Below are 13,332 nucleotides of genomic sequence, written 5' to 3' on the forward strand. Positions count from 1 at the left end.
CGGGCATCGGGTGCGGCTCCGCAGGCCAGCCAGAACTGCTCCGCAACGTTTTGACGACGCTTGCAACCCCTCACAAGCCGCATTCCGGCGAGACGTTCAAACGACCATGCCCTTTCTGACCCAGGTGCCTGCGTGGCAAGCGCTCGCCAGCCATCGTGACGCGCTGTCCCACGTGTCCATCCGTGCGTTGTTCGCGCGCGATCCGGAGCGCGCGGCAAAGTTCTCGCACGAGGCAGCGGGGCTCTTCGTGGATTACTCGAAGAATCTGATCGACGAGGGCACGATCGCGTCGCTCATCGCGCTCGCCCGTGAAGCCGGCGTGGGTGCGCGTCGCGACGCGATGTTCTCGGGCGAGCGGATCAATCGCACCGAGAACCGCGCGGTGCTGCATGTTGCCCTGCGCGATCGGTCGGGGCAGCCGCGCATTGTCGACGGCGTCGATGTTGCGCAGCAGGTTGCGGCCGTGCGTGCCAGGATGCGCAGTTTCTGCGATGCCGTGCGTGGCGGCGCGTGGCGCGGGCACACCGGCCGAGAGATCACCGACGTCGTCAACATCGGCATCGGCGGCTCGGATCTCGGCCCGAAGATGGTGTGTGAGGCACTGAAACCGTACGCGCATGCGCGGCTATCGATGCACTTTGTGTCGAATGTCGACGGTGCGGACATCGCAGAGGTGCTCAAACGCCTGAACCCGGAGACGACGCTGTTCATCGTGTCGTCGAAGACATTCACGACGCGCGAGACGCTCACGAATGCACGCGCCGCACGCGCTTGGCTGCTTGCATCAGGGGAGCCCGAAGCCGCTGTTGCAAAGCACTTTGTCGCGGTGTCGACGAACGCAGGCGCGGTGGCGCAGTTCGGCATCGATACCGCAAACATGTTTGCGTTCTGGGACTGGGTTGGCGGACGCTACTCGCTGTGGTCGGCGATCGGATTGCCGATCGCGGTGCAGATCGGCATGGACGCCTTCGAATCGCTGCTCGATGGCGCGCACGCGATGGATCGTCACTTTGCCGAGGCGCCGCTCGACAGCAACTTGCCGGTGCTGCTTGCGATGATCGGCATCTGGCATCAGAACTTCCTTGGCGCGACGAGCCAGCTCATCGCACCCTACAACCACGCTTTGCACCGGCTGCCAGCCTATCTGCAGCAGCTCGACATGGAGAGCAACGGTAAGTCGGTGACGCTCGACGGCGAGCGTGTCGACTATGCGACCGGCCCGGTGATCTGGGGCGAGCCCGGCACCAACGGCCAGCATGCGTTCTTCCAATTGCTGCACCAGGGCACGGCGTTGATTCCGGCCGATTTCATCCTCATCATGCGGCCGCACCATGCACTCGATGCGCATCACGACATTCTTGTCGCCAACTGCTTTGCGCAGACCGAGGCGCTGATGAACGGTTCACGTTCGACCGACGAGCCGCATCGCAATTTTGAGGGCAACCGGCCGACCAACACGATCTGTCTCGACGTGCTGGACCCCGTCTCGCTCGGCGCGCTGATCGCGCTGTACGAGCACAAGGTATTCGTGCAGGGCGTGGTCTGGGGCATCAACTCGTTTGACCAATGGGGCGTCGAACTCGGCAAGAAGCTCGCGGTGGCGATTGAACAGGAGCTTGCCGCGCCCGGCCCGGTCGAGTCACACGATGGCTCCACGAATCAACTGATCAACCGTTTCAAGGCGCGGCGCCGTGCCGTCGCCTGACTTGCCTGACGTAACAATGAACCTGCCCCGACTGCTCGTCTTCGGCGAAGCGCTGACCGACTTTATCCGCGACGACGCCAATCATTGGCGCAGCCTCGCCGGCGGCTCGTGCTGGAACGTCGCGCGCGTGGGCGCGCGGCTGGGGGTGCCCACCGGCTTTGCGGGGACCGTGAGCGATGACGTGTTCGGCGACGAACTGGTGCAAAAGAGCGCCGAGGCCGGGCTCGACCTGCGCTTCATCCGGCAGGTCAACTGCCCCCCGCTTCTGGCGATGGTCGTGTCGAAGCAACCGCCTCGGTATTTCTTTATCGGGGAAGGCAGCGCCGATCTCGCGTTCGATCCGTCCGAACTGCCGGCGGGCGCGCTCGATGCGGCCGAAATCGTGCACTTCGGCTCGCTCGGCCTGGTGCGCGAGCCGCTCGCCTCGCGCCTGATCGAGATCGCACAGACCGTACGTGCGGCAGGCAAGCGAATCTCGTTTGATCCGAACTTCCGCGCGCCAATGGCCGAGCCGGCGTATCGCACGACACTACGGTGCATGGCCGGCCTTGCCCGCTACATCAAGGTTTCGGACGAGGATCTGCACGGTCTCTTTCCTGACCTCGACGAAGCCGCCGCGCTGGCGCAACTGCGCGAATGGGCGCCGGGCGCAAGCGTGCTCGTAACGCGCGGCGCGTCGGGCATGACGCTTCTTGAAGGCGACAACGCACTGTTCCAGCCGGCATTCCAGACCGTGGTCGCTGATACGGTGGGCTGCGGCGACGCAAGCGTCGGCGGGTGGATGGCGAGTCTGCTCACGCACCCGGAGGCGCCTGCGGCCGAGCATCTGCGCTATGCGGCCGCGTGCGCGGCGGTCGTCTGCGGGCATCCCGGTGCGTATGCGCCCACCGCTGTCGAGGTGGCGTCATTGCTCGACCGGGCGAGCACATCCACCCATCCGACGTGATCAACATGAACACGATGCCCGCCCGCTCAACTTCGCTCGACTCATTCGCATTCGTGCTCTTTGGCGGTACCGGAGATCTCGCGATGCGCAAGATCCTGCCGGCGCTATACGCCGCGCACCGCGATGGGCTGCTCGCACCCCAAGGGCGGATCGTTGCAGTTGCACAGAATCCGCATGATCAGGCCGGCTATCTGCGCTGGGTCAACGAATCGGTCAGGGCGCACGTGAAAGTCGTCCCCGGCGACGAAGCTGCGTGGCAGGGGTTCATCGAGCGGCTCACTTACGTTGAACTCGACGCGAGTCAGCCAGACGCGTTCTCGCGCCTGAGCGACGTGCTGGAGCGCATGCCAGGCGGGCGCATTTTCTATCTCGCAACCGGGCCGTCCCTGTTCGTGCCGATCTGCCGCGCGCTCGCGCAAATCGGCCTCGTGACGCCGTCGTCGCGCGTGGTGCTGGAGAAGCCGCTCGGCTACGACTTCGCATCGTCGGCCGCGATCAACGATGCAGTCGGCTCGATCTTTACCGAAGAGCAGATCTACCGGATCGATCACTATCTCGGAAAAGAAGCCGTGCAGAACCTGTTTGCGCTGCGCTTCGGCAACGTGATGTTCGAGCCGCTGTGGCGCCGCGAATGGATCGACAACATTCAGATCACGGTGTCGGAAGAACTAGGCGTCGGTGGCCGCGGAGCGTTCTACGATCAGACCGGCGCACTGCGCGACATGATCCAGAACCATCTATTGCAGTTGCTCGCGATCGTCGCGATGGAGCCGCCGCAATCGATGGAGGCGGATGCCGTACGTGACGAAAAACTGCGCGTGCTGTGCGCACTGAAGCCACTGTCGGAAGGCGCGCTGCATCAGTGCGTCGTGCGGGGCCAGTATCGCGCGGGCGCTATCCGCGGCACGGCGGTGCCCGGTTATCAGGATGAACCGGGCATCCGACCCGACAGCACGACCGAGACGTTCATCGCATTGAAGGCCGAAGTCGACAACTGGCGCTGGGCCGGTGTGCCGTTCTTTCTGCGTACCGGCAAGCGGCTCGCCGAGCGCATGGCCGAGATTGTGGTCACGTTCCGCCCGGTCCCGCATTCCGCCCTCGGGCCCGCGGCGCTGCGTCTTGGCGCGAATCGTCTGACGATCCGGCTGCAGCCTGACGAAACGATCCGACTCCACACGCTCGCGAAACAACCGGGGCTCGGGATGACGCTGCAGGGCGTCCACCTCGATCTTGCGTTCGACCGCTTCTTCCAGCAGGACCGCATGGAGGCGTATCAGCGGCTGCTGCTCGACGTGATTGCCGGCCGGCTGGCGTTGTTCGTACGGCGCGACGAGCAGGAGGCTGCGTGGCGCTGGGTTGCTCCGATCCTCGACGTGAAGACCGCGCCAAAGCCCTATGCGGCCGGCACGTGGGGGCCACCGCCGGCCAGCGCACTGCTTGCCCGCGCTGGTGTGTGCTGGGTTGAAGAGGAGAGCTAACTCGACTTTGCATCTGACCACATGCGGTCTGATACCCCACGCATGGCCGACTCGAACGCGGTGCGATCTGAGCGGGCGTTCCGGTTCCGTGTCGAGCGCGTGTCGATCTAGGGCTTAACAAAGGACGTTCTATTGCGCAGTCCGCGCGATGCAGCAATGCACCGCACGGTGGGCGAAGTCGCGCCCGTTTTTTGACTGCGCTGCCGTTCGAGCGGCGCACTAACAAGATTGAGCGACGATGCGTCGCTACCGCAAGGCAGGCGGCTTACCTGCTTATTCGAGGAGATGGAGTCAATGCGTACGACGAATGGAACCCTGCGAACTGGCGATAGAAAGCGGGTCATGCGTGCTGCCATCGCGGCACTGCTGGCAGGCGCCAGTGGCCTGGCAGCTGCGCAGAGCAGCGTTACGCTCTATGGCCGCGTAGGTGGTGGCATCGACTATACGAACAAGATCGCGACGCCGAACGGCACCGCCGGCAACCTGCAATACGGTGGCAATCAATGGGGGACCAGCATATGGGGCCTGAAGGGCTCCGAAGATCTGGGCGGCGGGCTGAGTGCTGTGATGAATCTTGAGAACGGCTTCAACTCGGGCACGGGCAGATCGGACGCGCTCTTCAATCGCTACGCTGCCGTGGGGCTGTCGAGCACGACTTATGGCACGTTGTTGCTGGGCCGGGCCATGGGCATTCCTGATGGCGAAACGTGGTCGATCGATCCGATGGGTCTGCAAAACATGAGCGCAGCGACCCTGCAGGCCAACCGCACCTGGGGCTCGCGCACCAGTGCGATCACCTACAACTCGCCGACCTGGGGTGGTTTCTCGTTCCGCGGGCAGGCCGGCCTGAACGGCACGGCCGGGCACTTCAACGCTGGCCGGCAACTGGCTGGTGCGGTGGCTTACCAGAGCGGCCCGTTGATGCTCAAGGCGTTCTACGAAGAAATTCGTGATGCCAACGGAGAGTTCACCGGTCTGTACACGGCATCCCGCCTGTTCACGACGGGCGGCACGTACCAGATTGGCGATCTCAAGCTCTTTGGCGGCTACAGCATCATGCGCTCTGGTAGCCAAACCGTGGCGGATGCGGACAACCCGAACGGCGCGACGCGGCAGCAGACCTACTGGCTCGGTGCCAACTACCAGATCAGCCCGGCTGTGACGCTGATTGGCGGCGCGTACCGGGCCAATCGCAACCAAGGCGCCGGCAATGGCACCTTGCTGACAGCGGGCGTCAATTACTACTTCTCGAAGCGGACGCTGCTGTACGGCACCATCGGCACCGTGATCAACGGCAGTAATGCGTCGTTCTCGGTGGAGGCGGGCGGTGGCAAGCCGACTCCGGGCTCCAGCCAGCAAGGCGTGTACACCGGGATCATGCACTGGTTCTGATCTGTGTCGCGATGGTCGGGATGACGGGGTTGGCCGGGTCCAGGCTGGCTCCGGATTCCTTCAATGTGCCTTTGTCGCGTGATGTGCTTGCATGGGTGCGTTTGGCGGCAGCAGATGCAAAACAGACGCGCTAATTTTTGAATTACAAGAACGATTCTGCAAATCGACCATGGAAACAGTCTGGCATCTTGAATGGACGCACGGCGCGTTCGATGTGCACGCGAAGGGCGGCATGCTCGGCGGCGTTGCATTCACGGCTGGCGGGCGCGTCATCCGGCCGTTCTACGAAGCACCCTGGCTCGGCGAGCCCGAGCCGCAGCCGCCTGGCCTGCTCGGGGTGATGCGCAACGAGTTCCCGTGCGTGCCGTTTGGGGTGCCATACTCGCCCGACGGCTTGCCGGCCGGCTGGCGCGAGGCGGTCGCAACACCTGTTGCCGCGCAGGACGCCGCGCTCGACGCAAGCGATGACCTTCAGCATGGCTACGGCTGCGTCGGCGAATGGGCTCTCGTGCGGCAGACCGCGCATGAGATCGAGATCGCGCTCGACTACCCGGACCGCTCGCCGATCGCGCGGCTGACGCGCATCATCCGCGCCGATCCGCAGCGCCCCGCGCTCGATATCGTGCTGCGAATCGACGCGCGCGTCGACGCTCGCCGCCCCATGGGCCTGCATCCGAACCTCGCGCTGCCCGCGTTGACCGGTGCATTCAGGATCGAGCCGGCTGCATTTCGCTTCGGTATGGTTCATCCGGGTGGCCCCGAACGCGGTGTGTCGCGCGCTGCGGCAGGCGCGACCTTCGACGCGCTTGATAGCGTGCCGCTGTCCACTGGCGGCACTGGTGCGTTCGACCGCCTGCCGCTTGGCGCCCCGACCGAAGAAATCGTGCAGCTGTGCGGGATCGGCGGTGCCGTCACACTCACGGACGATGTTGCTGCTACCGCGTATCGCCTCAGCTGGGACGCCGACAAGCTGCCATCTCTGTTGCTCTGGATCAGCAATCGTGGCCGTACATATGCGCCGTGGAATGGACGTAACCTGTGCGTCGGAGTCGAACCGGTTGCAAGTGCATTCGAGCTTGGCTGTGTAGCATCGCTCGCGCCGAATCCGATCAACGCGCGTGGCGTGCCGACCGCGCTGTCGATCAGCGCGCAGCGGCCGACCGAGATCGCCTATCGGTTTGAAGTGCTCGACGGCCATTGAGCCGGAAACCAACGCTATATTTGTATTCCCCTCAGTGCCATCACTGGCGCAATTGAATGTGCAGCGACCACATATAGGATCGTCTTCGAAGCTCCCATGGCATGCGGCTACACGACTAAGCGATTAGAGCCCCTTACTGATTTTGCCGGGGTCCGGGGCCGATGACCGCGCCCGGCCAACTCGTTCAACGCGCGGGCGGATGAACGACTTGCATTGCTGACTTGGCAACCCGCAGCATCCCCGCGCGCAATGTGACGCGCAGCGCGTCAAGAAATACCGGGGCCCACGATCCCGATATCGGAGTAGAGTGAGGTACGGATATCAGCGGGGCGCGTCGTCGGCCCCGGCACAAGAGAAATTTGCCTCGCCTTTGATCGACGCGTCGCGGACGTTCCACCTCGATCCAGCCTCCCAAGCTGCCCCTCCGAGTCGTTTTTCCAGCGCGGCTCGCACTTCACCCGCCCCCGGGCATTCTCGCCTTGCCATCAGAGCACCAAGGGCGTAGCCCGGCCCGCTCGCTTTTCCAATGGGAGATCCACCATGGATACCTACCCGACATCCTTCTACAAAGGGTTCGCGATTTACCCCCTGATTTACCCGTTCAACCCACCACGCGAGTGGCACGAGAAACGCCCCGACCGCGCGTACAGCGTCTCGGTCGTCATCTGCCTTGAAGGCGAGACGATGGACGATGAGCGCTCCCGCGTCTTTCGTCTAAGAGGCGAGCCATGGGACAACGTCGGCGCTGCCAAGCGCGCGGCCACGCAGGGTGCAGAGGACATCATCGATGGGCTTGTGCCGGGCCAATCGATGGTCGGCGAGTAGACCGTTCGATGAGGTCAAATCCGAAGGTCTGTCCGGTGGCGCTCTCAAGGGCCACCGTCTACGCAAGCGACCCAGCCATGCCGGGCGTCAGGAGTTCGAATGGTTCGAATGCAGTACTCAATCTGCCTGGCTTATGAGATTCGCGATCAGGCCGCAGACTTCATCTTCAATTTTCACGCGGCGCAGACCGCGCGGCAGACAATCGTTGCTGAATCGCTGCAACTGACCCCCGCGATTCCGACCACGCTTCAGACGGAACCGACCTTACTGAATCGTCATCTACGGGTACAAGCACCGCGAGGCCGTCTCGCCATCAACTATGTGGCCACCGTTGATATGCGCCACTTGCTCACGCCACCGCAGTCCCTGTTTGAGGTGCGTATTGCGGATTTGCCACTGGACGTTATTCCCTTCCTGGCGCCCAGCCGCTATTGCGAATCCGACCGCCTCATGGCATTTGCGCGCCGGGAGTTTGGCGGATATCAGCGCGGGTATGCGCTTGTCCTTGCGATTCGGGATTGGGTCTGCCGGTATGTGCAGTTCATCCCGCTATCGACGAGCGAGCAAACCTCTGCGGTGGGCACATTGGTGGATCGGCATGGCGTATGCCGGGACTACGCCCATCTGATGATCGCGTTGTGTCGCGCGCTAAGCATCCCGGCCCGTTTCGCGACGAGCGTCAACTACGGAGCCGACCCTGCTCTCGGCCCCAATGACTTCCATGCATTCGTAGAGGTGTACCTGGGCAACCAGTGGAATCTGCTCGATCCATCAAACGGATCGATGCCCATGGGGCTCCTGCGGATTGGTACCGGGCGTGACGCCACTGAAGTACCCATCGCAATGATCTTTGGCGATGTTGAGCCGACCCGCCCCCGCGTCGAGGTTCAAGCGCTCACAAGCGCTGAGCCGAAGGCCGATATGCCAATGGCGACGGACCAGGCAATCTGCACCTGGTAAGGCACTTGCGCTGCCCCCCGGCTAAACCGAGCCGAGCGTGCCCGTCCTGACTACAGCCAACAAAAACAGATTCACGCAGTCCCGTAACGGGCAGAAATGCCGATGCAGGCAGGACCGGGCATAGCTCTGACGCTACGGTTCACTGCGCACGGTGGGATCGGCGTCTGGACTCCCTGAGAAGGCGACTTCAGAGCATGATTCGAGTCGTTGGCGCGAGATCAGATTTCGCGCGGTACGCTCAAAACCAAAGGCTGCAGGAGGATAGGCAATGAAGTGGTTGACTGTTTGCGCCCTTGCCCTGTGCTGCTGGGCCACCACATCGCGCGCGCAAAGTGGTGATATTGCAGCGCATGTTGAAGTCCATGCGGTTCCATCGTTCACGCTGTCGGACACTCAGGTGTTGACCGGCAGCAAAGATGGAAAGCCTGTGATGGTGGGCGGCGTGCTACGCCTGGCCGAGGCGAGTGGCCGCCAGCCGGCGGTGGTGCTCATTCATGGTTCCAGCGGCATTGGCCCCAACATTGAAATGTGGGAGCGCATATTCAATGCCATGGGCATCGCCACCTTCGCCATCGACGGCTTCACGGGGCGAGGCATTGTTTCGACAAGTCGTGACCAAAGCCAACTGGGTCGGCTGAATCTCATCATCGACGCATATGGTGCGCTTTCCGTGCTGGCGCAGCATCCGAGAATCGATTCCAAAAGGATCGTGCTGATGGGCTTTTCGCGAGGCGGGCAGGCCACGCTGTATGCGGCGATGCGCCGGCTGCACCGGCAGTGGAATACCAGCGGTGCGCGCTTCCAGGCATACATTCCGTTTTATCCCGACTGCATGACGCGCTATCGCGACGACACCGACGTCGATGCCCCCATCCGGGAGTTCCATGGCGCTGCGGACGATTACGACCCGCCCCAAAAATGCGCGGCTTATGTGGAGCGCCTGCGCAAGGCCGGTAACGACGTCGCCATGACGGTGTACCCCGATGCGCATCATGCATTCGATCTGCCGTTCGACATGGCACCCACCGTCGCCAAGGGCTCGCAAACCGTGCGGGCGTGCGAGATCGCCGAAGACGAGAAGGGAATATTGATCAACCTCGCCACGCAATCCGAGTTCACCTTCAAGGATGCATGCGTTCAATTGGGCCCGCATGTCGGAGCCAACGCCCAGGCACGTGAAGCGGCCATCCGTGAAGTTCGTGCGTATCTGAACACGCTCTTCTCACGGCAGTAGATTCAGGCATCTGCATCACGTTTTTCGGCATCCACCGTGCGAGACCCGTCTATGAAGGCATCCCCACGCTCCAAGGCCGCTTTGCGATGGCTGAAAGCTGCAGTCATCATGTTCGGACTGACGGCCAGTCTATTCACCGCAACCAGCGAGGCAAAGGAAGTGCAGCACCCGATCAAGAACGTTGTCCTGGTACATGGTGCGTTTGCTGACGGATCCAGTTGGTCTGAGGTCATCGCAGCACTGCAGCGCAAGGGCTATCACGTGACCGCTGTTCAGAACCCGCTCACCTCTCTGGCGGACGACGTTTCTGCCACCCGCCGCGTTCTTGCCCGGCAGTCGGGAGACGTCATTCTGGTGGGGCACTCGTATGCCGGTGCCGTGGTGACTGAAGCGGGGAACGCAGACAACGTCAAAGGCATCGTCTACCTCTCTGCGCTGGTACCGGACAGCGGAGAATCCGTGTCCGATCTGCTGACGCGCCTGAAGGCGCCCATGGATGGCCTGAAGCCCGACAATGACGGCTTCATCTGGCTCGACCACCCGGCAGCCTATCGCGACGTCATGGCAGGCGATGTGCCCGAGCCCCGTGCGCGCATTCTTGCTGCTACGCAGGTTCCTATTTCCGCATCTGCCTTTGCGGGCAAAGTCTCTCATGCGGCTTGGCACGACAAGCCAACGTGGTACCTCGTGACCGAAGACGACCATGCGCTCAAGACGCCAGTGCAGCGCACGTTGGCCCAACAGATCGGCGCCCGCGTGACGACAGTGAAATCGAGCCATATGTCGTTGGTCTCACACCCCGCCGTGGTGGCCAATCTGATCGATCGTGCCGCGAAAGACGCGCAGCACTAGAGCGTTGGCGGATTAGAAACTGAGGTACACCCAGCGCAGCGTCGACGCGATGTTGCGCCGTGAACAGGCGGGAAGCCCTACGCCCGCGAGGATTCTGCGGCGTTGGCCAGTTTCGCCATTGCCTGCGTTGCTGAACGAAGCTCCTTAGCACCCATCTGACGGCTTCCGGCCAAAAACGCACGTTCTCGGTACGCTTAAAAAAAGAAGCAAACCACGGCAGGGGATGGAAGGATGCTGGCGAACCGCTGGGGCTACGTTCAGACATGACTGTCGACGAGCTTCACACATTCTTGAGCAGCACGTTCGATTTGGTCACCGACCCAGTGGAGCGGGGCAGCGCTCGCACATACTTCCTCGGCAATGTGGTGTGGCACCCGTCGGCGACCACACGCATCCTTCGTGTTGGGTGCGGGGTGAACAACCACGTCAGCCACATCAAGCTGTGCGTCTCGTCGGACAACAATAACAGTGTGTTTGTACGGTTGCCTGTGACCTGGCCGGAGCTTGAGCGGATCGTGGCCAGCGAGATTTCGCTGCAGGCGCGGAACCAGCCGCTGAGTACCTAGGCCGACTGGTTCTGCACCCCGCTACTGAGCTTGCAAAAACGCAGCAACCGCTTTCGCCTGGTCGTCCGACAGCGTGTGGGCAACGGCACTCATCACGGGAGCGTTGGCGCGCGTGCCGTTCTTGAACACCGCAATCTGCCGTAAGAGATAGGCGTCATGCTGGCCCGCCAGCCTCGGGAAGGTTCCGTTGCCCTGCGCTTGCGCCCCGTGGCACGACGCGCATGCTGGTACGCCTTCCGCAGGAAGGCCGTGCTCGAAAATCTCTTTGCCGCGCGCCATCAGTGCCGGGTCGCCTGCAGGCCCGGCAGGTGCTGTCTGCCGCGCATAGTATTCGGCCAGCGACGCAATGGTTGCGTCATCCAGCTGCGACGCAATACCCCACATAAAGGCCTGCGCATCGGTCTCACCCCGACCACGGGTGCGGAAGCCTTTGAGCTGCGCTTCCAGGTACTGCGGCACCTGTGCGTCCAGGCGCGGAAACATCGGTGCTTCGCTCTTGCCGTGCACCCCATGGCACGAAGAACACAGCTGCGCGGCAAGCTTCTCGCCATCTTGCGCACCCGCCATGTTCGACCAGCCGATCATCGCCAACGCTGCCAGCGCGGCAAGCCAGATCCGTCTGGGCTGATGGAATCCATTCATGGCCTTATCCCCCTCGCATCTTCGCGCGTGACCTGCGGTTAGAACATGAACCAGCCCAGCAGGTAAATCGTGTTGTTGTCGGCGGCGTTTCTGCCGTTGCCGTCGTAATTGGTACGGGCGCCGTTGAACTTCAGGAACCACGTGTACTGCAACGCGAGCCTGACCTGCGGATGCGGCAAGTAGTCCAGTTCCAGGATCAAGCCTTGTGTGTCTGGTCGCCCGTTGGCACTGCCCGTCACAGGCGCTGCGGCGTACAGGCCGGGGTCTGCGTTGCCGGTTGTTGAAAAGTACGCGACCGAGCCACCGTATTTGCGCTGGTAGTAGTACGACGCTTTGGCTTTGAAGGTATCGAGATGATCGGTTGGGTTGGCCGGAGTGGGGCCCGCGCCGATGCCACCACTCGGGAAGCTCGCCCGCCAGTTCTGTTGCTCGTGGATCCATGCCGTCTGTGCGGTGAACGCATGGGTCATGGTCAAGTACTGGTACTGCGCGTCGAGCGCATAGTCTTTGAAGCGATCGGTTGGCGTGCCCGGCATGGTGTTGTCGGGATACCGGTTGGCCAGCAACCCGAACGTGCCAAACATGACCGAATGCGAGCCCCACTCCTGGTTGTATGCAACGCGCCAGTACGGGTTCGCGCCGCTCAAGCGCGCAACGCCGCCCGGAGTTGCGGTGTCCTGCCCGGCACGGAACACCGAGAAGGCCTGATCGGCAGTCCGATAGGCGCCCAGTTCTGCGTAGATATGGCGTTGCCAGAATACGTATGCACTGGCGCCTACCACCTGCTGTGCCAAGGCACCGTCGACCAGGGTGCCGGCTAGTGGGGGCACGCCGATACTGGGAGCCGCATAGGGATACCCGAAGGCCGGCGTGCTGTTCCAAACGTCAGACACCGTCGGGTTGTTGTTGACCGTGACGCCGTAGATGAACTCGACGTCCTCACGCGTGAGGTGCCATGCAGCGCGAATATCGGTGTTGTCCAGCGCGCTGTGGTGGGCAACCCCGTCGTATGTCCACTGCGCGAAGGCACCCACGGGCCCCGCAATGCGCCCCGCATAGAAGAGGCTCACCTGCTGCGGCACCGTGTCTCCGTTGCGCACGAAGTCGAAGTTGTCCTGATCGATCGTGCGCGTGTTGGTGCGCGAAATCTGCACCATGCCCGAGAGCGGAATCGTCTTGTTGTTGGCCAGCGTATAGCCGGTCATCTTGAAGAAGCGGCCGAAGGGTGTCAGTTCAGGAAAACTGACATGGCACGCCATGCATGCCATGCCGGTTTGACGGGCGAAAGCCGGTACCGCACTGGCTTGTCCCGACCACGCTAAAAGCGCACCGATCAGCAGCCCCGTGAGCGCACGGAGCGCAGTAATGAGACGTCGCATGGTGTGCCTCCCCCAATGTTCTTTTCGGTTTTTTCACCAGCACGCATAACCATGAAAGGCGCGATGGCCGCAGCTGTCAAACCTTCTGGCGGCATTCGCCTGATACGGATCAACTTATTTCGAGTGCCACAAGGCACGGGCGTGCCTGCAGA

The 13,332-nt window shown here is 62.6% G+C and carries 12 protein-coding genes; 10 read left to right on the forward strand and 2 right to left on the reverse strand.

The window, feature by feature from the left end; translation table 11 throughout:
• Positions 1–106: 106 nt before the first annotated feature.
• The 10 genes from pgi (at position 107) to NG898_RS11290 (ending at position 11,159) form a co-directional block, all read left to right on the forward strand.
• A complete protein-coding gene (gene pgi, locus NG898_RS11245; RefSeq protein ID WP_252692363.1) occupies positions 107–1,705 on the forward strand; it encodes a glucose-6-phosphate isomerase in 1,599 nt (532 codons plus the stop codon).
• A gap of 16 nt (positions 1,706–1,721) precedes the next feature.
• Positions 1,722–2,651, forward strand: coding sequence for a carbohydrate kinase family protein (locus NG898_RS11250; RefSeq protein WP_252692364.1), 930 nt, complete (start codon positions 1,722–1,724; stop codon positions 2,649–2,651).
• A gap of 14 nt (positions 2,652–2,665) precedes the next feature.
• Positions 2,666–4,129, forward strand: coding sequence for a glucose-6-phosphate dehydrogenase (gene zwf / locus NG898_RS11255; RefSeq protein WP_252692511.1), 1,464 nt, complete (start codon positions 2,666–2,668; stop codon positions 4,127–4,129).
• A 342-nt stretch (positions 4,130–4,471) separates the two neighbouring features.
• A complete protein-coding gene (locus NG898_RS11260; protein WP_252692365.1) occupies positions 4,472–5,521 on the forward strand; it encodes a porin in 1,050 nt (349 codons plus the stop codon).
• Between the two features lie 169 nt (positions 5,522–5,690).
• The gene (locus NG898_RS11265) at positions 5,691–6,722 is read left to right on the forward strand and encodes an aldose epimerase family protein (RefSeq protein ID WP_252692366.1); all 1,032 of its coding nucleotides are present in this window, start codon (positions 5,691–5,693) and stop codon (positions 6,720–6,722) included.
• 540 nt (positions 6,723–7,262) lie between these two features.
• Positions 7,263–7,547 (forward strand): hypothetical protein, encoded by a 285-nt coding sequence (locus NG898_RS11270; RefSeq protein ID WP_092976610.1) that lies wholly within the window; start codon positions 7,263–7,265, stop codon positions 7,545–7,547.
• Between the two features lie 99 nt (positions 7,548–7,646).
• Positions 7,647–8,507, forward strand: a complete 861-nt coding sequence (locus tag NG898_RS11275) for a transglutaminase-like domain-containing protein (RefSeq protein ID WP_252692367.1) — start codon at positions 7,647–7,649, stop codon at positions 8,505–8,507.
• Between the two features lie 268 nt (positions 8,508–8,775).
• On the forward strand, positions 8,776–9,741 hold the full coding sequence (locus NG898_RS11280) for a dienelactone hydrolase family protein (RefSeq protein WP_252692368.1): 966 nt from the start codon (positions 8,776–8,778) through the stop codon (positions 9,739–9,741).
• Positions 9,742–9,849: 108 nt separating this feature from the next.
• Positions 9,850–10,593, forward strand: coding sequence for an alpha/beta fold hydrolase (locus NG898_RS11285; protein WP_252692369.1), 744 nt, complete (start codon positions 9,850–9,852; stop codon positions 10,591–10,593).
• 263 nt (positions 10,594–10,856) lie between these two features.
• Positions 10,857–11,159, forward strand: a complete 303-nt coding sequence (locus NG898_RS11290) for a hypothetical protein (RefSeq protein ID WP_252692370.1) — start codon at positions 10,857–10,859, stop codon at positions 11,157–11,159.
• Between the two features lie 21 nt (positions 11,160–11,180).
• Here the strand turns inward: NG898_RS11290 and NG898_RS11295 are convergent, their stop codons facing one another.
• Both NG898_RS11295 and NG898_RS11300 read right to left on the reverse strand, forming a co-directional pair.
• Complete coding sequence (locus NG898_RS11295; protein ID WP_252692371.1) at positions 11,181–11,801, reverse strand: c-type cytochrome; 621 nt, start codon at positions 11,799–11,801, stop codon at positions 11,181–11,183.
• 38 nt (positions 11,802–11,839) lie between these two features.
• Positions 11,840–13,180: a cytochrome C gene (locus NG898_RS11300; protein ID WP_252692372.1), complete on the reverse strand. Its 1,341-nt coding sequence runs from the start codon at positions 13,178–13,180 to the stop codon at positions 11,840–11,842.
• Between the last annotated feature and the right edge of the window lie 152 nt (positions 13,181–13,332).

The sequence above is a fragment of the Ralstonia mojiangensis genome (genome assembly GCF_023955645.1).
In the GTDB taxonomy this organism is placed as follows: Bacteria; Pseudomonadota; Gammaproteobacteria; order Burkholderiales; family Burkholderiaceae; genus Ralstonia; species Ralstonia mojiangensis.

What these genes read in the sequence shown, in the direction of transcription:
- pgi (WP_252692363.1), top strand. Translation starts at nt 107, where the DNA reads ATGCCCTTTCTGACCCAGGTGCCTGCGTGGCAAGCGCTCGCCAGCCAT.
- NG898_RS11250 (WP_252692364.1), top strand. Translation starts at nt 1,722, where the DNA reads ATGAACCTGCCCCGACTGCTCGTCTTCGGCGAAGCGCTGACCGACTTT.
- zwf (WP_252692511.1), top strand. Translation starts at nt 2,666, where the DNA reads ATGCCCGCCCGCTCAACTTCGCTCGACTCATTCGCATTCGTGCTCTTT.
- NG898_RS11260 (WP_252692365.1), top strand. Translation starts at nt 4,472, where the DNA reads ATGCGTGCTGCCATCGCGGCACTGCTGGCAGGCGCCAGTGGCCTGGCA.
- NG898_RS11265 (WP_252692366.1), top strand. Translation starts at nt 5,691, where the DNA reads ATGGAAACAGTCTGGCATCTTGAATGGACGCACGGCGCGTTCGATGTG.
- NG898_RS11270 (WP_092976610.1), top strand. Translation starts at nt 7,263, where the DNA reads ATGGATACCTACCCGACATCCTTCTACAAAGGGTTCGCGATTTACCCC.
- NG898_RS11275 (WP_252692367.1), top strand. Translation starts at nt 7,647, where the DNA reads ATGGTTCGAATGCAGTACTCAATCTGCCTGGCTTATGAGATTCGCGAT.
- NG898_RS11280 (WP_252692368.1), top strand. Translation starts at nt 8,776, where the DNA reads ATGAAGTGGTTGACTGTTTGCGCCCTTGCCCTGTGCTGCTGGGCCACC.
- NG898_RS11285 (WP_252692369.1), top strand. Translation starts at nt 9,850, where the DNA reads ATGTTCGGACTGACGGCCAGTCTATTCACCGCAACCAGCGAGGCAAAG.
- NG898_RS11290 (WP_252692370.1), top strand. Translation starts at nt 10,857, where the DNA reads ATGACTGTCGACGAGCTTCACACATTCTTGAGCAGCACGTTCGATTTG.
- NG898_RS11295 (WP_252692371.1), bottom strand. Translation starts at nt 11,801, where the DNA reads ATGAATGGATTCCATCAGCCCAGACGGATCTGGCTTGCCGCGCTGGCA.
- NG898_RS11300 (WP_252692372.1), bottom strand. Translation starts at nt 13,180, where the DNA reads ATGCGACGTCTCATTACTGCGCTCCGTGCGCTCACGGGGCTGCTGATC.